Annotated in this window: 13 protein-coding genes; 4 read left to right on the forward strand and 9 right to left on the reverse strand. The window is 50.6% G+C overall.

All coding sequences use genetic code 11. The annotated features are described in order from the left end of the window. Positions 1-12 precede the first annotated feature (12 nt). On the reverse strand, positions 13-3,933 hold the full coding sequence (gene cobN / locus H6F90_RS06575) for a cobaltochelatase subunit CobN (RefSeq protein ID WP_190551294.1): 3,921 nt from the start codon (positions 3,931-3,933) through the stop codon (positions 13-15). A 338-nt stretch (positions 3,934-4,271) separates the two neighbouring features. Here cobN and H6F90_RS06580 point away from each other — a divergent pair, with 338 nt between their 5' ends. Then, positions 4,272-6,674, forward strand: a complete 2,403-nt coding sequence (locus tag H6F90_RS06580; protein ID WP_190551296.1) for a GAF domain-containing hybrid sensor histidine kinase/response regulator — start codon at positions 4,272-4,274, stop codon at positions 6,672-6,674. Positions 6,675-6,745: 71 nt separating this feature from the next. Further along, a complete protein-coding gene (locus H6F90_RS06585) occupies positions 6,746-7,435 on the forward strand; it encodes an N-acetylmannosamine-6-phosphate 2-epimerase (protein ID WP_190551298.1) in 690 nt (229 codons plus the stop codon). A gap of 30 nt (positions 7,436-7,465) precedes the next feature. On the opposite strand, the gene H6F90_RS06590 is transcribed toward H6F90_RS06585, so the two are convergent. After that, positions 7,466-8,623, reverse strand: a complete 1,158-nt coding sequence (locus H6F90_RS06590) for a hypothetical protein (RefSeq protein ID WP_190551300.1) — start codon at positions 8,621-8,623, stop codon at positions 7,466-7,468. A gap of 132 nt (positions 8,624-8,755) precedes the next feature. Between H6F90_RS06590 and H6F90_RS06595 the strand changes: the two genes are divergently transcribed. Further along, positions 8,756-9,922 carry a metallophosphoesterase gene (locus H6F90_RS06595; RefSeq protein ID WP_190551302.1) on the forward strand — a complete coding sequence of 389 codons (1,167 nt, stop codon included), beginning with the start codon at positions 8,756-8,758 and terminating at the stop codon, positions 9,920-9,922. Positions 9,923-9,944: 22 nt separating this feature from the next. Here the strand turns inward: H6F90_RS06595 and H6F90_RS06600 are convergent, their stop codons facing one another. After that, on the reverse strand, positions 9,945-10,649 hold the full coding sequence (locus H6F90_RS06600; protein ID WP_190433126.1) for a Mo-dependent nitrogenase C-terminal domain-containing protein: 705 nt from the start codon (positions 10,647-10,649) through the stop codon (positions 9,945-9,947). Between the two features lie 103 nt (positions 10,650-10,752). On the opposite strand from H6F90_RS06600, the gene H6F90_RS06605 reads away from it, so the two are divergent. Next, positions 10,753-11,121, forward strand: a complete 369-nt coding sequence (locus H6F90_RS06605) for an EamA family transporter (RefSeq protein WP_190551303.1) — start codon at positions 10,753-10,755, stop codon at positions 11,119-11,121. A 38-nt stretch (positions 11,122-11,159) separates the two neighbouring features. Here the strand turns inward: H6F90_RS06605 and H6F90_RS06610 are convergent, their stop codons facing one another. The 6 genes from H6F90_RS06610 to rfbC are packed head-to-tail and all read right to left on the reverse strand — an operon-like array spanning position 11,160 to position 16,691. Then, a complete protein-coding gene (locus H6F90_RS06610; protein WP_190551304.1) occupies positions 11,160-12,233 on the reverse strand; it encodes a glycosyltransferase family 1 protein in 1,074 nt (357 codons plus the stop codon). After that, entirely contained in the window at positions 12,217-13,158 is a 942-nt protein-coding gene (locus tag H6F90_RS06615; RefSeq protein WP_190551305.1) for a glycosyltransferase family 2 protein, read from the reverse strand. The genes H6F90_RS06610 and H6F90_RS06615 overlap by 17 nt, the downstream gene beginning before the upstream one ends. 22 nt (positions 13,159-13,180) lie before the next feature. Beyond that, on the reverse strand, positions 13,181-14,182 hold the full coding sequence (locus H6F90_RS06620) for a glycosyltransferase (RefSeq protein ID WP_190551306.1): 1,002 nt from the start codon (positions 14,180-14,182) through the stop codon (positions 13,181-13,183). A 10-nt stretch (positions 14,183-14,192) separates the two neighbouring features. Next, positions 14,193-15,266, reverse strand: coding sequence for a glucose-1-phosphate thymidylyltransferase (locus H6F90_RS06625; protein ID WP_190551308.1), 1,074 nt, complete (start codon positions 15,264-15,266; stop codon positions 14,193-14,195). After that, positions 15,238-16,146 (reverse strand): dTDP-4-dehydrorhamnose reductase, encoded by a 909-nt coding sequence (gene rfbD / locus H6F90_RS06630; RefSeq protein WP_190551310.1) that lies wholly within the window; start codon positions 16,144-16,146, stop codon positions 15,238-15,240. Before rfbD ends, H6F90_RS06625 begins: the two co-directional genes overlap by 29 nt. After that, entirely contained in the window at positions 16,143-16,691 is a 549-nt protein-coding gene (gene rfbC, locus H6F90_RS06635; protein ID WP_190551312.1) for a dTDP-4-dehydrorhamnose 3,5-epimerase, read from the reverse strand. The genes rfbD and rfbC overlap by 4 nt, the downstream gene beginning before the upstream one ends. Positions 16,692-16,913: the final 222 nt, after the last annotated feature.

Raw genomic sequence — 16,913 nt, forward strand, 5'->3', positions numbered from 1 at the left:
AGAATCCGTAGATCAGAGGGTAGTCTCGATCACCGCTTCTGCTTCATGGGCAATCGCACGCAATTGATCTAAAGTTTCCGGTTGCACTTGTTGCCACAATCCGCGCTGGTGGGCTTCTAACAAGCGTTCTGCCATATCGCGTAAGGCCCAGGGATTTTTTGCTTGAATAAAAGCTTGGACTTGCTCATCCAAAACATAGGCATTGGCCACGCCCTGATACATGTGGTCCTCGACGCAGTGAGCAGTGGCATCGTAGGCAAACAAGTAGTCAATCGTAGCCGCCATTTCAAAGGCTCCCTTATATCCATGCCGCATCACTCCCTCGATCCACTTGGGATTCACCACTCGCGATCGGTAGACACGAGCGATTTCCTCTTGGAGTTTGCGAATTTTAGGGTTTTGGGGCAGTGAATGGTCGCCAAAATAAGTTTGGGGATTCTTGCCAGTGAGCGATCGCACCGCCGCCGTTAAGCCGCCTTGAAATTGGTAATAATCATCCGAGTCCAACAGGTCGTGTTCGCGGTTGTCTTGGTTGTGTAGGACGATCTGCATTTGTTGTAGCCGTTGCTCAAAGGCTTCGGGGGCAGCGCGGCCTGTGCCGTTGCGGGTGTAGGCATAACTGCTCCAGTTGATGTAGGCCCGCGCTAGATCCTGATCATCCGTCCAATTTTGCGCTTCAATCAAGCCTTGCAAACCCGCTCCATAGGCACCCGGTTTAGAACCGAAGACCCGATAACGCGATCGCTGTTCTGCCTGTTCTGGCGTCAGCCCCACAGATTGCCAATGTTGAGTTTCCTGCTGGACTTGAGCCGCTAAAGGGTTTTGGTCGGCTGGTTCTGACAAGGCAGCGACAGCGGTGACAGCTTGATCGAAGAGATCGATCAAGTTGGGAAAAGCATCGCGGAAAAATCCAGACACTCGCAACGTCACATCCACGCGCGGTCGCCCCAGAATTGCCAGCGGTAAAATCTCGAAATCCACCATCCGGCGAGAAGGGCCTTCCCAAATCGGCTGGACTCCCAGCAAGGCCAACGCTTCTGCCATGTCGTCGCCTCCGGTTCGCATGGTGGAAGTACCCCAGATCGACAAGCCCAGCGTTTTAGGATACTCACCATTTTCCTGGGTGTAGCGCTCGATCAACGCTTCTGCCGCCTTTCGCCCTACATCCCAAGCGCTCTCGGTAGGAATGGCCCGAATATCAACCGAGTAAAAATTGCGGCCCGTCGGTAGCACTTCCGGGCGACCACGGGTGGGGGCTCCTGATGGCCCACTGGGAATGTAACGGCCTGACAGACCTTGCAATAAATGAGTAATTTCTTGCGGGGTTTGTTGCAGCTTCGGCAGCAGAACTGTGCGAATCCAGGTGATCTCTGCTTGGGTTTGGGGTGGGAGAGAGCGATCGCTAGAGGCAAGCGTATCTATAGAGGCATCACTAGAGGCATCCATTACCTGCTCCACTAGCAGAGCGGCTTGTTGTTCCAAGAATTCCACCACATCGCCCAAAGTCCGACAGGCAGACAACTGCGGCTGGAGATACACAGGCAGCAGGGAACTAGCTACAGGGGCATGGTCTCCGGCTGGGAGTTCTGGTGCTAACCCAAACGGACTGGCTAAATCAGCCATGAGTGGATCAAGATCTAAACCCCAATCTTGGGCTAAGGCGCGAGTTAAACCCATACGACCCGTTCCAGGATGCCGCGCGATCGCCACGATCAAATCTCTGAGTTGCCGCCCTTCTGGACAGCACCCGAAAATGTGCAGACCATCTCTGATCTGAGCTTCCTTCAGTTCACACAGATAACCATCGGCTCGCGTCAAAAATTCTGCCAATTGAGCCTGCGCTGAGGTGGAGCTAAACTCAATGCCTAAATCTTGATGGAGATTTTCTTGCAACACCAAATTCGTGATGCGATCGCGAATGACAGGTAAGCGAGTGGGGTCTAAGCTTTGGGCTTCGTAATATTCATCAATTAACCGTTCTAGTTGTTGCAGTGGCCCATAAAGTTCGGCCCGAGTCATGGGGGGCGTTAAGTGATCGAGAATCACAGCTTGCGCTCGCCGCTTGGCCTGTGCTCCTTCCCCTGGGTCATTCACAATAAACGGGTAGAGGTGCGGTAAAGGGCCAAAGGCGACTTCGGGATAACAGGACTGGGACAAGGCGAGACTCTTACCTGGTAGCCACTCCAAGTTGCCATGCTTGCCAACATGCACGATCGCCTGAGCTTGCAAGTGCTGCCGCAGCCAGTAGTAGAACGCTAAATACCCGTGAGTCGGCTCTAAATCAGGAGCATGATAGTTCAAGGCGGGGTCCAAATCGTAGCCCCGCGCAGGTTGAATGCCGACAAAAACGTTTCCGAGCTGCAACCCAGAAACAGGGAAAGCAGCAGGCTTGGCGCTTGGGTTTTCGGGCTCTGACGCTAAGCCGTCTACTCTCGGTTCTCCCCAGCGATCGCGCATCCCCTGCTGGACCGATGCAGGCAAAGCTGCAAAATACTGTTGGTACTCTGCTAAATCAAGGCTCTGATGCACAGCGCGTAATTCATAACCTTCAGGGTCGTTAGTGACTCCAGCGGTTAAACGCTGAATCAGCTCCTCACTGCTTTGGGGCACATCTGCTAGGTCATAGCCTGCTTGCTGCAATGCTTTGAGGATTTCGACACAGCTCGTTGGGGTGTCTAAACCCACGCCATTCGCCAGTCGGCCATTACGGGTGGGATAGTTAGCGAGAATCAAAGCAATGCGTCGCTGGGCGGGTGGAGTTTGCCGCAGCGTAACCCAATGGGCAGCTAGGTCAGCCACAAACTCAATGCGATCGCGTACAGGCTGATAGCCCACCACATCTGTTTCTAGATCGGGGTTGCGAATCTGGATCGCTTTAAATGACACGGCACGACTAATAATGCGGCCATCGACTTCTGGCAAGGCCACATTCATCGCTGTGTCTCGGGGCGACAATCCCCGGTACTCGGTTTCCCACTGCTCCACCGTGCCGCCACTCAAGATCACCTGGATCACGGGCACATCCAACTGTTGCCAAAGCTCTAGATTGGGAGTCTCGGTTTCCAACTTAGCCAGCGAGAAACTCGTGGCATTAAGCAGTACCTGAATAGGAGCCGCATCTGGAGTCTGGAAGTACTTCAACAACTCGGTCTGCAAGTCTGGGTCGCGCAGCGATGGCACAAAGATAGGCACAGGCTCTAACCCCCGCTCGGCTAAAGCTTGGCACAAGGCATCAATCGGAGCTGTGTTGCCTGCAAGGTAATGAGCCCGGTAGAACAATAAGCCTACTTTTGCAGGTGAGGGGTGAGAGGTTAGCGCTGCAAGCGTTCCTGTAGGGTGAGAGGCAAGATGGAGGGGAGGGGATGAAGAGTAAGAATAAGGCTGCCAGGGGTAGAAGCCGATTTGAGGAATCGCTTTAGGCGGTGCAGGAGCATAATCTTGGTTGAGGCCGATTTTGACCGCAAACTTGAGGGCGTTGACCAGATTGGTGACACCGCCTTCGGTGAAGTACCGCCAGAATTGATTCACTGCTGTGAGAGGCACTGTTGAGTGGCTGATCAAATCTGGGTCAGGGCGATCGTCTCCTGGCAACACAATCAGAGTCGCCTTGGTGCGCTGAACCGTATCTTTGACCACCTCAAAGCCGTAGGACCAATAAGAACGACCTCCCAACAGGCGCAAGACGATCACCTGAGCGGACTCCAACACCGCTTCAGCATAGGTATCTATGGTGAGTTGTTGCTGTAGCTGCAACAGGTTCACCACACGAATAGCTGGAAACTCTGGGGGCAATTGCGGTAGAGCTTGCGCCATTGTCTGGATGTCAGTGTCAGCCGCAGTCAAAAAAACAACGGGTGCGGGCGTTTGCTCGATAAAAATCACGCCTTCCACTTGCGGATTCCAACCGCCGGGCGTAGCAGCTAAACGATGCATAGTTTCTGGGTTTCTAAATTTGGTTTCTGAACTTGGATTTCTAAATTTGGGTTTCTAAGATATTGCTGACAAATACTGCTGACCCTGGACTCCCGCTCCTCCACGGATCTGGAGAGGAGTTGATTAGGATATGCTGATTAGTAGCTGATCGTCATGTCAGACGCGCATCTTTACTAACTCAAAAGCTTGACGCTCTATCGCAGTCAAGCATTAATCAAGCAATTTAATTACTGAGTATTCAATTATTTGGGTGCGGTTCCAGCCATGCTGCATCGTACCAGCTTACAGCGTTTCCCTTGACTGAGTCAGGCAGCTAATTTGTGTGAACAACCCCGAAAATGCCTAGTTTCCCAGCCTCAGCAGTATGTCGGACTTTGCCTGGTGCTACCTTCAACCAACTACGCGACCTTCTGCACCAGACGGCTCTGGCGATCGCGCCTCAGGCTACAGCTACAGTTCTGACCGAAGCCGTGCTCTCTGCCACCAACCGTTCTCTAGATCTAGAAGTAGAACAATTTGTGGTGGTGGTATCAGAGCCGTTTAGTGCGCTGCTGTCTGCCAAAGCGGTTGGGCTTGAGTCTGGGTTGGAGCCCGGAGTGCAGTCCAGGCTTCATTCTGGGCCTGAGTTGCACTCCGGGCCATCAACCGAACCCGCTGCCTGCGAGGTGAATTTAACCTTTGAGCCAGCCGCGATCGCTGAGTTTTTATTTCAACTTCGCCCCCTGTTTAGTCACCAGTCTGATGTTCCTGATACCTTAGGGCAGCTTTGTCAGCAGCTTCGCCCCAACGATGCCAAGCTGCAAAGTGAGTTTACGTTGCAACTAGTGGAACGATTGGCGATCGCTGGGACAGCCAAACCAGGGCTAAACAGCGATTACCCATTTGTGTCAGTTTGCCAGCCCGTCGAGGAAGCGCTGCGCCAGCAGGTTGAGCAAGAGCGCTTACTTAATCAGGTGATTACGCAAGTGCGCCAAAGCTTGGAGTTGTCCAGCATTTTAGAAACCGCAGTGCAGCAAGTCCGACACTTTCTGCAAGCCGATCGCTTAGTCATTTATCAATTTGATGCTCATTTAGCAGCGGTTAGGCCCAACCCGCAAACGCCCTTTGACTCTGAGCCTCTGCAACACTTGCAGCCTGGTTATGGGTGCATTACCTATGAAGCGCGTGCTGCGGCAGAAATTTCTTCTGTGCTGCATGTGGCGGAAGAGGAAAACTGCTTTGTGGGGATTCCCAATTGCCAGGAAAAATATTGCCAAGGCTACACCCTAGCGGTGAGTGATGTGGAAGCGACCTATGTCATTTCGCCCTGCCTGTTGAAATTGTTGCGTCGGCATCAAATTCAAGCAAAGTTGGTGGCCCCCATTGTGGTGCAGGGTGAGCTATGGGGATTGTTGATCGCGCATCAGTGCTTTGCGCCTAGAGAGTGGCAGGAAAGTGAAAAAACATTTTTGCAGCGGATTGCTGAGCACTTAGCGATCGCCATTGACCAAGCCCAGCTCTATGCTCAGGTGCAACAACAGAAGGAAACTTTAGAAGAGCGGGTGATTGAACGGACTCAAGAGCTACATGATGCCTTGGCTGTAGCCCAGGCCGCCAGTCAAGTTAGAAACGAATTCGTGGCCACCATGAGTCATGAGCTGCGCACTCCACTCACCTGTGTCATTGGCATGTCAGCGACTTTGTTACGCTGGTCCTTTGGGCACTTGAGCGATCGCCAACGCCATTATCTACAAACGATCCACGATAGCGGCGAGCATCTGCTGGCTTTAATCAATGACATTTTGGATTTGTCCCAAGTAGAAGCTGGGAAAGCCACCTTAAATCTGAGCGAGTTTTCTCTCACCAATTTAGTCAATCAAAGCTTGCAAACGCTGCAAGAAAAAGCCGAGTCTAACGACATTGCACTGATTAGCGAAGTCAGGATTTCGGCGGCAGGCGATCGCTTTACCGCTGACCAACGGCGACTGAAGCAAGTATTGCTCAACCTGCTCAGCAACGCCATTAAGTTCACACCAGAAGGCGGCCAAGTCACACTGCGAGCTTGGCTCGAAGCCGAAACAGCTGTGCTTCAAGTGGAAGACACAGGCATTGGCATTCCAGAGCACCAACGTCCCTTACTGTTTCAAAAGTTTCAGCAGCTTGATACCTCCTACCAACGCAAGTATGAGGGCACCGGGTTAGGGCTAGCTTTAACCAAACAGCTCGTGGAACTTCATGGCGGCTGGATCGATGTTGATTCGACAGTCGGCATCGGTTCGGTGTTCACAGTACATCTTCCTGCTCAACAGCCGTCTGCCGCTACAGAGGTCCCCACCACGCATTCCAGTCAAGGGAATTTGCAAGGCCGCATTGTCTTGATCGAAAACCATGAGGAGAGCGCCATGCTGATCTGCGACCTGCTCACCGCAGCAGGCTACCAAGTAGTGTGGCTCGTGGATGGATCAACGGCGGTGAAGCAAATTGAAATTTTGCATCCAGTTGTGGTGGTCGCTGACATGCAACTGCCGGGGATGGATGGCTATGAAGTGATGCACTATTTACGCACTTCACCCGCCACTCAAGCTCTCAAAATTCTAGTTTTAACTAATCACTGTCCTGACAAAACCGATTCTCACTATTTAGAAGCAGGCGCAGACGATTGTTTAAAGAAACCGATTGAACCGGAGCAATTGCTATACAAGGTAGCAGCCCTGATGGAATCGGTTACGCCAGCCGCTCTGGAAGCAGCGTTTTCTCCCTAAAAGTCATTTATCACGCTACATTTATCACGTTACAAATATCACGTTACAAAGTCACAGGCTCAGTTGAGGCGATGTCTGCTATTTCTAGCGATGTGGTTCCATCTTTGCGTCATGGGTTAATCGTATCTTGCCAAGCTCCAGTAGACTCGCCCCTGCACGAACCCAACGTCATTGCCGCGATCGCTCAAGCAGCGATTAACAAAGGAGCCGTCGGCGTCCGGATTGATACCCCCCAGCATGTAGCAGCTGTACGCCAACGCCTTCCGGCCCCGATTATTGGCCTTTGGAAACAACAAATTCCCGGTTTTGACATTTACATCACGCCGCAATTTCACCATGCTGCCGCGATCGCTGAGGCAGGAGCCGACATCATCGCGATTGATGCGACTTTGCGCGATCGCCCCGGTGGTGAGACAATCACTGATTTGATCGCTCGGATACACCAAGAACTCGGCAAACCCGTGATGGCCGATGTCGATACATTAGAGGCCGCGATCGCCGCAGTTGCAGCAGGAGCAGACTTAGTAGGAACCACGCTCTACGGCTACACCACCGCCACCCAGCAGCAATCTCCCCCCGGTTTCGACTTGCTCACTCAAATGGTTCAACAGTTGAAGATTCCAGTTATTTGTGAGGGTGGTATCGCTTCACCTACAATGGCCCGCCAAGCCTTAGATCTAGGAGCCTATGCAGTCGTCGTAGGTACAGCGATCACAGGCATTGATCTACAAGTTCAAGCCTACCGAGCCGTGTTTCCTTAACAAGTTGCGTGCTTAGCCTATTAGGTTAATTTAAGAGGCAGTCGCTAGATTACCCCGTTGCAAAATCACCATGCCTGAACCGACTACAGGTGTACGGGCTAGCAGTTTGCCTTCAGCATCGGTTATTTCTAGCTTGGTGAAATCTAAGGTTTTGGCCTTGGCTAGCACTTCACTGGCTAACTGATCCTGCTGAGAGTTTTGCAGGTTGTACCAGCGATCGCTCAGTTTTACAGTCAGGCGGTTGCCAACCAAGTTCGTTTGCACCAACTGCACCAAATTCTCAGCGTACTGAATTGTCACTTCTGCTACCTTCGCTTGAATCGAGGCGAGGATTTGCTCTTGTGGGGACAAGACAGGGGCAGGAGGCTCGATCGGTGCTGGGGGCGTCACCTCAACTGGCTCCGGAGGTTCGGGAGCTACAAGATCCAAAGGTACTTCTGGAGCATCAGCGATCGCAGGTATTTCTGGCTCGGCCACGATTGGCTCAGGCAGAGGCACGGCTGTTTCCTCAGGTGGCGCAATCGCTACTGGAATTTCTGCTTCCGGAGCGCTGAGTTCTGGAGGTGCTGTAAGTTCCGCTGGGGGGACTCGCTGCGAGATCGGCACTTTGGCGACTTCTGGTGCCCTAGGCTGGGGGGAAGAGAAGAGTGAATTCGTTGTCAGGACAAGAAACACGACCCCAGCGATCGCCAGATTGGTTAAAGCTCGATCGGATAGTTTTTCGTTTAGAGAAGCTGGTAAGCGGTTGCGAATTTGCGGCAGAGTCTTAGTCCACCAAGATTGCAGACGTGCCAGTTGAGGCTGGATTTTTTCTACGGCTGCCGTCGTCCAGGTTTGGAGCTTGGCTAAGAAGGGACGCGATCGCTCCAGTAGGGCCGAGAAACTAAGTTGAGCGGACTGGCCAATAGGTTGAGTGGGGGTTGGTGAAGTTTCCTGAGTCGAAGCTGGCCTAGACGGAGATTGTGGAGTATCCGTCTCCAGTTTTTCGGCTGCTGTTTCCAAGCTCCGAATGGTGAGGCGCAGCACTTTAGCACTTTGCGCCTTCAACCCAGGCTGAACCTGCTCCCATTTCTGCTGCAACGTCTGGGTGACTTGTTGCAAGCTCGTTCCACCTTGACCAGTGGAGGCTGGGCGATTGGGAGTTGGGGGGACAGATGATGATGGTTGCTTCGGCTGCTCCTCTGGCATGGAATCTCCCTCTAGGCTACGCAAACCGCAGGAAACGCGGTAGATTCTTACGGGTGTTACCACAAAGCCTATCATTTCCTCCCTAGCAACCGATATTCTCTCGACGCTCTTGCCCTTCCCTGCTACTGAACTATGAGCTTGAATCGCCGTCAATTTCTGATTTTAAGCGGTTTAACAGGAGGTTTTGGTGTAGCAGTGCTAATGCAAAGAACCTTTGCAGAATCAGCCATCCAGCGATCGCCCGCTCCTAGCCAGCCACCGCCACCCAAAGCAGCAACTCCTACCCAACCTGCCAATGCCAACGTCGGCAAAGCGATCGCACCTCAAGGGATGTTTGCTCCACCCAGAGGCGATGTGCGGATTGCAGTGATTAGCGACTTAAATAGCCAATACGGTTCCACGGACTATGAGGCAGAAGTAGACAAGGCGATCGCTCTAATTCCCGCTTGGCAACTGGATTTAGTGCTCTGTGGGGGCGACATGGTGGCAGGCCAATCTCAATCGTTGTCTGATGGGGAAGTGCAAGCGATGTGGGCCGCATTCGATCGCCACATTGGGGCACCGCTCCGCAAGGCCAAACTGCCCTACGGCTTTACTGTTGGCAACCACGATGCTTCTGCTGCTTTGTCTTCCAGTGGCACCTTCTTATTTCAACGCGATCGCAATCTAGCTGCCGCCCACTGGAATAACCCAAAGCACAATCCGGGTTTGCAGTTTGTCGATCGCGGTAAATTTCCCTTCTACTACACGTTCCAGCAAAATGGCATTTTCTATTTAGTTTGGGATGCCTCTAGCGCGACCATTCGGGCGGATCAACTCGCTTGGGTGGAAAAAAGCTTAGCCAGTCCTGCGGCTCAAAACGCCAAGTTACGCATTGCCATTGGTCACTTGCCCCTCTATGCCGTAGCTGTAAGACGCGATCGCCTTGGTGAAATTCTCGACCAGCCGGATAAGTTGCGATCGCTGCTAGAAAAATATCGAGTCCATACTTACATCAGCGGCCACCACCACGCCTACTTTCCGGGGCATCGCGGCAAGCTAGAGCTGCTGCATGCAGGGGCGATCGGGGCTGGGCCTAGACGCTTGCTCAACAGCGATCGCCCCCCACAGAAGACCTTAACCATTGTGGATGTCAAGCTAGGTTCAGCTTCGACGACTTACACCACCTACGACATGACCACGCTGCAACTGGTAAAGCATCAAGACCTACCCAGAATCATTGTGGGTCCCAATGGTTGGGTACTTCGTCGAGATGTGCAGGAAGCAGACATGACCCCAGAGGAGCGATCGCTGATCTAAACCCTGCCAACCCAATAGCCCGCTAGCAATAGGGCGTTACATCCTCACCACATTTATCGGCAAGGTAGGAGAGCGCCCGAAACCGCAGACCCACCAACTGCTCGTAAAGCGGGTTTAGCTTGCACAGGGGAGGAATATGCACGACCTTGCGACCAAATAGTTGAATATCACGCTCGAAGGGACATTGAGCAGGAATCAGCTTGCAAAGGAAGCGAGCCACCTGAGGATCTTGAACGTCTAGTTCATCGAGCCATTCCCGCACCGGATGCAGCAAATCGGCTTTTTCCGCTTCTGTCAGGTTGAGCGGAGCGACTGGAGCGGAAGCTAGGTTTTGGCTGGTCGAGGTTGTGTCTGATGGATGATAGAGGGTGTGGCGTAAGGCTTCCAGCACTTCTAAACTTTGCCCCAGCGCTTGGCAAAACTGCTCTAACTGAGCGTCTTCTTGAGCCGAATAGGTACCATCTGCGATCGCTACCATCACAGCCGTGCGGAGGAAGTGTTGGGCAATTTCATTGCTTTGGCCCAAACTGGCAGCCAGTTCCCTCGGTGTGATTGTTGTTGTGGCTTCTAAGCTGCTCGAGGGAGCCAATTCTTGCTGGGTCAGGCTAGTGATTAGCTCTTGCTCTTCCCGGTCAAAGTTGCCATCAGCCCAAGCGATCGCGAGTAGCCCTCTCAACCAGGCAGAAATTTGGTCGCTAGTTGGAGGGGATTGCGCCAGATCAGACATAAAATTCTACTGAGTTTCAAGTTGCGATTTTGAACCGATTTTAGCTCTAGTCTTGGCTGAGCTACCTGTAAACTAAACTGGCAATTCCCTGTGAGGCAGTTCTGTGACCCTGCAAGAATTTAGTTTGTTGTTAATGTCAATTGTCGCTAGTGTAGCGGGGCAGTTCTTTCTCAAAGCAGGGGCACTCAAACTCGGCAAGGTGAATGTAGACAATGTGTTAGGGCACATTCTTAGCATTCTATTCACTCCTGAGTTGCTGGCGGGTCTGACCTGTTATGCCTTTGGCGCGATCGCCTATATTTTGCTCTTGACTCGCGTCAAGCTGAGTATTGCCGCACCTTCGGTGGCCTTGAGTTACGTCTTTGCGGTGATGCTAGGCTACTTTTTATTTCGTGAAACCATCCCTGTCAGTCGAGTCATCGGACTGGGTTTGATTGTCAGCGGTGTAGTTTTGGTCGCTTGGCAAAAATAAGCTAATTGTGGCGTTTTGGGGTTTACCCTGCGGAGAGCTTAGAGATATGGCTGCAAAATCTCTGCGGTAGCCTGTCCAGTTTTCGCCCAACTAAACTGTGTAGCTCTCGCTAATCCTCGCTCACGCAACTGCGATCGCAAACTCGTATCCGTCGCGATCGCTTGCATGGCCTGGGTTAATTCGGCCACCCGATAGGGATTCACCAAAACAGCCGCATCACCCGCCACTTCTGGCAAAGAAGCCAAATCTGACGTGATCACCGGAGTCCCACAGGCCATTGCCTCCAATACAGGTAAGCCAAATCCTTCCCAGAGGCTCGGAAACACTAAGGCGATCGCCTGATTCAGCAATCTGGGCAATTCGGCATAGGGCACGTAATCGAGAAACTTCACTTGCTGTTGAAGGTTCAACTCGGCAATTTGGGCTTGTAGGGCGGGAGTGTATCGCGGGTCGGTGGGTCCTGCTAGCCACAGTTCATAATCGGAACAGTTCGGCAAAGCCGCAAACGCTGCTATCAAACGCTGCGGGTTCTTGTGTGGATTGTGACGGCCTAAATAAAGGAAATAGTTTTTTTGGGGTAAGTGCAAGTCGTGAAAGTTGCTGGCATCATAAGCCAACGGAATTGCTATTACTTTTTTAGCTGAAATACCAAAAAAATTAACGACATCTTGAGCAGTTGCCTGCGAGTTACAGATAATTTGTTCTGCCTGTCTTAGAACAGCAGGAATATAGTAGCGACAATACAGCTTTTGAGCCGAAGAAAACCACTGCGGAAAGTGCAGAGGAATCAAATCATGAATTGTGACAATCGCCCTACAGCCTTTTGAGATAGGTGACTCTGGAACTGGGGAAAATAATAATTTAGAACCAAGATTTTGATAAATTTTTGGCAAATAGAATTGAGTCCAAAGTAATCGTTTGAGATGCCCCTTGGCTCCAAACTCGGTTGTTAAGCCGATAGGAGCTGGATACGTCTTTATATTTTCTGCCAAAGGTGTTGGACTCACCGCTTTAATGTCTGGCAGAGACAGCGCCTTCAGTAAATTGAGACTATAAGTTGCCCAACCTGTCGGTCTTTCTGGCAAAAAGGCTAAATTAACGAGGAGTGACATTGAGACTTGAGCTGAGTTTAGAGCTTAAAGGATATTGCTTAAAGTTGAATAATAATAGAATAATCTTGCCAAAAGTGGGATTTAAGGTTTTCAGAAAAAGACTCAGAAATTTAATTAAAAGATAAAGTCTTACTAGAATTTGTTCTACCAAGGAGCAATGTTTTTGATAGTAATAAAGCTGACTCTTGCGATACTCAATTGCCATCGCATCAGCTCGCTGACTCACAGATTGTCCTTTTAGGTGAATCAGCGCGGCTTGAGGAGTATAGAGAATTTTCCAGCCTTGGTTTCGCGATCGCTGGCACAGATCTGATTCTTCAAAGTACATAAAGAAGTTTTCATCAAATCCGCCCAAGCTATCAAACAATTCTCGTCTGATAAAAATTGCTGCTCCAATTACAATCTCAACTTCTTGAATTACCTGAAATTGTTGGCTGATTGCTGCCTGATTGTTAGCATTTTGATATTTTTTCAACTGTTGTTGCGCTTGGTACTCCCCTCGCAATCCGATCGCAGGAACTACTGAAAGCTGCAAAGTACCATCTGGGTTCAGAAGTTGTGGCCCAATCAGTCCCACATCCAAGTGAGTTTGCATCAAGATTAACAAGTGCGGTAGCGGATCACTGATCAGGACAGTATCAGTATTCAGTAGAAATAAGAAACTTCCTTTGGCCGCTTGAGCACCTAAATTATTTCCTGCCCCGAAACCTAAATTTTTAGATGATTGAATGACCTGCACATGAGGAAATTTTTGCGCAACTAATTTTGGGCTGCCATCGGTGGAGTCATTGTCTACTACAATAACTTCATAAGTAACCGAATGAATGAATTTCTCAATCGAATCGAGGCAGTCTAGAATAACTCCTACACCGTTGTAATTAACTAAAATAATTGAAACTAAAATATTTTGTTTATCTGGTTGCATTAGTTAGAAAATATCATCAACGCTAACCAATCTTGAATAATTTTGGCGTCAGCCTTTGGCGTAGTTTCTGCAAGTCGAATAATAGCTTTAAAGCCCAAATCCTTAAAGCAATTCCCTCAGAGCCATATCCTGCTTGCCAACTTTGCCAACCTAAGCGAAGAATGCCTAAACCAAAGTCTAATCGGCGATCGCTAAACGGATCTCGCCATTCAGGATTGGTAGATTGCTGAAAGCGTAGATAGAAAGCCTGACTCAAGTTTCGATGAATCAGATAACTTTTACCCGTAATTCGACACTTTTTACTGAGCCAAACAATCAATTCTCGGTAGAGTTTCCCGGCATCTCTAACCACTCCAATAGTATTAGAACCGTGAATTCTATACCTAACTAAAGGCTGCCGCACATGAGCAACTTTCCCTAACTGCGCTGCTACGATCGCGACCCAAACATCGTGATACCAATTCACCTCTACTTGAGGTGGAAACGGCAGCACTGAGGGCAACAACGTCGCACAAAATAGTACCGAACAGCCCGTCACAGTGTTTCGTAGAAGCAGTAGCTCGGCTGTGAGTTTTTCCGGGTGGCGGCTCTCGAACTCCCAAGCCGAAGCATGCAAGGTGCGATCGCTCCCATCAATCAGTTCTAGGTCGGAATGCACCAACAGCGCTTGCTCAGCTCGTAGAGTTTCTAGTAACAGGCTCAGCTTATGGTCTTGCCAGATATCGTCTTGGTCGGCAAAAGCGATCGCGGTCACTGTGGCATCGGTAGCTACATACTGCAAACCCCGCTCAAAGTTGTGATAGGAATTGAGATTTTGGGGATGGAAGTGACAGATAAAGCGATCGTCGTTGCCTACGGTGTCTCGAATTAGCTGCTGCGACTCAGCTTGCGAGCGATCATCGACAATGTGGCAAACCCAGTTTTGCCAAGTTTGGCTTTGAATTGATTGAATTTGCTGGCGAAAATAGGCTGGGTCCGGGTTGTAAGTAGCGAGAACAATAGCAATTTTTTCTGGGCCTGACATGCTGGTATCCCTAGGCCAGTTCAATTTGGCAATCATCCCCTACCATGAATCTCAAGGCTTTGGGTCGGCGGGGGTGCACCGTCAGGGAGGCATTGCGACCAATCACACTGTCCACGATCCGCTGATGAATATTGACGACTCTAGCGCCTTGCAAAATCACGCTGTGGTCAATATCAGTGTCAATCAGGGTGACTTTGTCAGCAATGCTGCTGTAAGGACCGATAAAGCAATTTTCTAAGTGACAGTTTTGGCCGATGATCACAGGGCCGCGCACAGTACAGTTAATCAGTTGTGAGCCTTCGCCAATCGCGACCCTGCCGCTAACCTGTGACTGGGCATCAATTTCGCCCGCGATTTGGGGATTTACATAACTGTCGAGAATGATTTGATTGGCAGCGAGCAAATCATCTTTCTTGCCGGTGTCCAACCACCAACCTAGTAGTTGAGTTGCCTGGACTTGGCGTTGTTGATCGATTAAGTATTGAATCGCGTCGGTAATTTCTAATTCGCCACGTGTAGATGGTTGGATATTGGCGATCGCGTGGTGAATCACGGGGGAGAAGAAATAGACCCCCACCAAAGCCAAATCCGAGGGGGGTTGCTGTGGCTTTTCAATCAAGCGCACAATCCGTCCATCCTCCGCCACCTCTGCCACCCCAAAGGCACTGGGGTTCTTTACCGAGCGCAGCAGAATCAAGGCATCGAGGTCTTGCTGAGTGAATTTATCTAAGAATTGCTCCAGCCCATCTTGGATCAAGTTGTCGCCCAAATACATAATGAAGGGCGAATCTCCCAAAAAAGGCTGAGCCACTTTCACAGCATGAGCTAAACCCGCGGGTTGTTCTTGCAGAATATAAGTAATTTTGGCCCCAAAGCGATCGCCCTCTCCCGTCTTGGCTTTTACTTCTGCACCCGTTTCGGGGCTAATAATGATGCCAATATCAGTGATGCCAGCCGCTACAATCCCTTCAATGCCATACCAAAGAATTGGTTTATTGGCGACGGGCACTAGTTGCTTCGCTCCTGTATAGGTCAGCGGTCGCAGACGTGTCCCTTTACCGCCGGAGAGAATTAGCGCTTTCATGGGTTTGAGCATAAAGTTCGGCTAGCATGTGCCTGAGTCCTTGTCGCCAGTGGGGAGGATAAGTTCCCAGAACTCCCGCTATTTTTGCACAAGAGAGGACTGAGTAGGCTGGACGCTGAGCGGGCGTAGGATATTCAGCCGTTGTAATCGGAACCACTCGCTGCACTTTGAGCGGCAAACCTAATAGTTTGGCTTCTTCAAAAATGGCAACAGCAAAGTCGTACCAACTGGCTACGCCGCTATTGGTGTAGTGGTAGATGCCTGCGTTTTCGGGATTTGCGTGGGGAATGAACTGAGCGATCGCCTGAGCTAAATCCTTGGCCCACGTGGGACTACCAATTTGATCGGCTACCACGCGAATTTCTTCACGCTCAGCTCCTAGACGCAGCATAGTTTTGACAAAATTACCTTTGCCATAGCTGCCATAAACCCAAGCCGTTCTGAGAATGGCGTAGTTGGAAGTGCTGAGCGCGATCGCGGTTTCTCCCATCAATTTTGATTTGCCATAAGCCCCTAGGGGATGGGTAGCATCTGTTTCTAAGTAAGGGTGGCTTTGCGTGCCGTCAAATACATAATCGGTTGAGATATGGATCAAAAAAGATCCCCCACGTTGGGCAGCGGCGGCTAAAACTTGAGTCGCTGTGGCATTAATCGCGATCGCTTGCTCTAATTCCGCTTCCGCTTTGTCTACCGCTGTGTAAGCCGCAGCATTCACCACAATTTCTGGTTGAATCTGATCCATCACCTGCCGAATTTGTTCAGGCTGGGCTAGATCTAGTGCGGCTCGCCCTAAGCTCGTGACTTCTCCGAGAGAGGTGAGGCAAGTTCTTAGCTCTTGGCCCACTTGGCCGTCTGCTCCGGTGACTAAAATCCGTTTCATGGAAACATCTCTGCCGCTTTGAAAAGTGGTCCCGCTTGATCTTTTGCTGACAGAATCGGAGTCTCTCCGGCCAATGGCCAGGCGATCGCTAATTCTGGGTCATTCCACAAAATGCAGCGCTCTCCACCGGGAGCGTAGTAATCCGTCGTTTTGTACAGAACTTCTGCAACGTCTGAAACCACAAAAAATCCGTGAGCAAAACCCGCAGGTATCCACAACTGCTGCTGATTTTCGGCACTGAGCAAGCGCCCTACCCATTGCCCAAAAGTGGCGGAACTGCGGCGAATATCAACGGCCACATCGAACACCGCTCCTACTACCACTCGGACTAATTTCCCTTGCGGCTGCTGAATTTGGTAATGCAACCCTCGAAGCACATTCTTTTGGGAGCGAGAATGGTTGTCTTGGACAAAAGAGACAGGAGTTCCAGTCTTATCGTCAAATAATTTTTGGTTAAAGCTTTCAAAAAAGAAGCCGCGATCGTCTCGAAAAACCCGAGGTTCAATCAGTAAGACATCTGGAATCTCAGTTGGCACAATATTCATAGTCACTTCTCACACAGATTGCTCAGCGCTTAGCGGCTGTTAGGGCGACATTTGGCCAGTTGCGTTCCCAGAATATCATTGTTGGGGCTGGCTCAAAGTACTGGTTCAAAGCACTGGCTCAGAGCAATAGATGCTAAAAAATTCTGTAATCTCTATTCACAATCCTGAGAGTGAGGTGAGCGATCGCGTGAACTTTATGAAATTTATCTAAAATTTACAAAG

Source organism: Trichocoleus sp. FACHB-591, from assembly GCF_014695845.1.
In the GTDB taxonomy this organism is placed as follows: domain Bacteria; phylum Cyanobacteriota; class Cyanobacteriia; order FACHB-46; family FACHB-46; genus Trichocoleus.

Bases quoted from the DNA above. Each gene is read 5' to 3' on its own strand.
- rfbD (WP_190551310.1), bottom strand. From the start codon at position 16,146: ATGAAACGGATTTTAGTCACCGGAGCAGACGGCCAAGTGGGCCAAGAG.
- cobN (WP_190551294.1), bottom strand. From the start codon at position 3,933: ATGCATCGTTTAGCTGCTACGCCCGGCGGTTGGAATCCGCAAGTGGAA.
- H6F90_RS06610 (WP_190551304.1), bottom strand. From the start codon at position 12,233: ATGTCACTCCTCGTTAATTTAGCCTTTTTGCCAGAAAGACCGACAGGT.
- H6F90_RS06620 (WP_190551306.1), bottom strand. From the start codon at position 14,182: ATGTCAGGCCCAGAAAAAATTGCTATTGTTCTCGCTACTTACAACCCG.
- H6F90_RS06585 (WP_190551298.1), top strand. From the start codon at position 6,746: ATGTCTGCTATTTCTAGCGATGTGGTTCCATCTTTGCGTCATGGGTTA.
- H6F90_RS06580 (WP_190551296.1), top strand. From the start codon at position 4,272: ATGCCTAGTTTCCCAGCCTCAGCAGTATGTCGGACTTTGCCTGGTGCT.
- H6F90_RS06595 (WP_190551302.1), top strand. From the start codon at position 8,756: ATGAGCTTGAATCGCCGTCAATTTCTGATTTTAAGCGGTTTAACAGGA.
- rfbC (WP_190551312.1), bottom strand. From the start codon at position 16,691: ATGAATATTGTGCCAACTGAGATTCCAGATGTCTTACTGATTGAACCT.
- H6F90_RS06615 (WP_190551305.1), bottom strand. From the start codon at position 13,158: ATGCAACCAGATAAACAAAATATTTTAGTTTCAATTATTTTAGTTAAT.
- H6F90_RS06625 (WP_190551308.1), bottom strand. From the start codon at position 15,266: ATGAAAGCGCTAATTCTCTCCGGCGGTAAAGGGACACGTCTGCGACCG.
- H6F90_RS06600 (WP_190433126.1), bottom strand. From the start codon at position 10,649: ATGTCTGATCTGGCGCAATCCCCTCCAACTAGCGACCAAATTTCTGCC.
- H6F90_RS06590 (WP_190551300.1), bottom strand. From the start codon at position 8,623: ATGCCAGAGGAGCAGCCGAAGCAACCATCATCATCTGTCCCCCCAACT.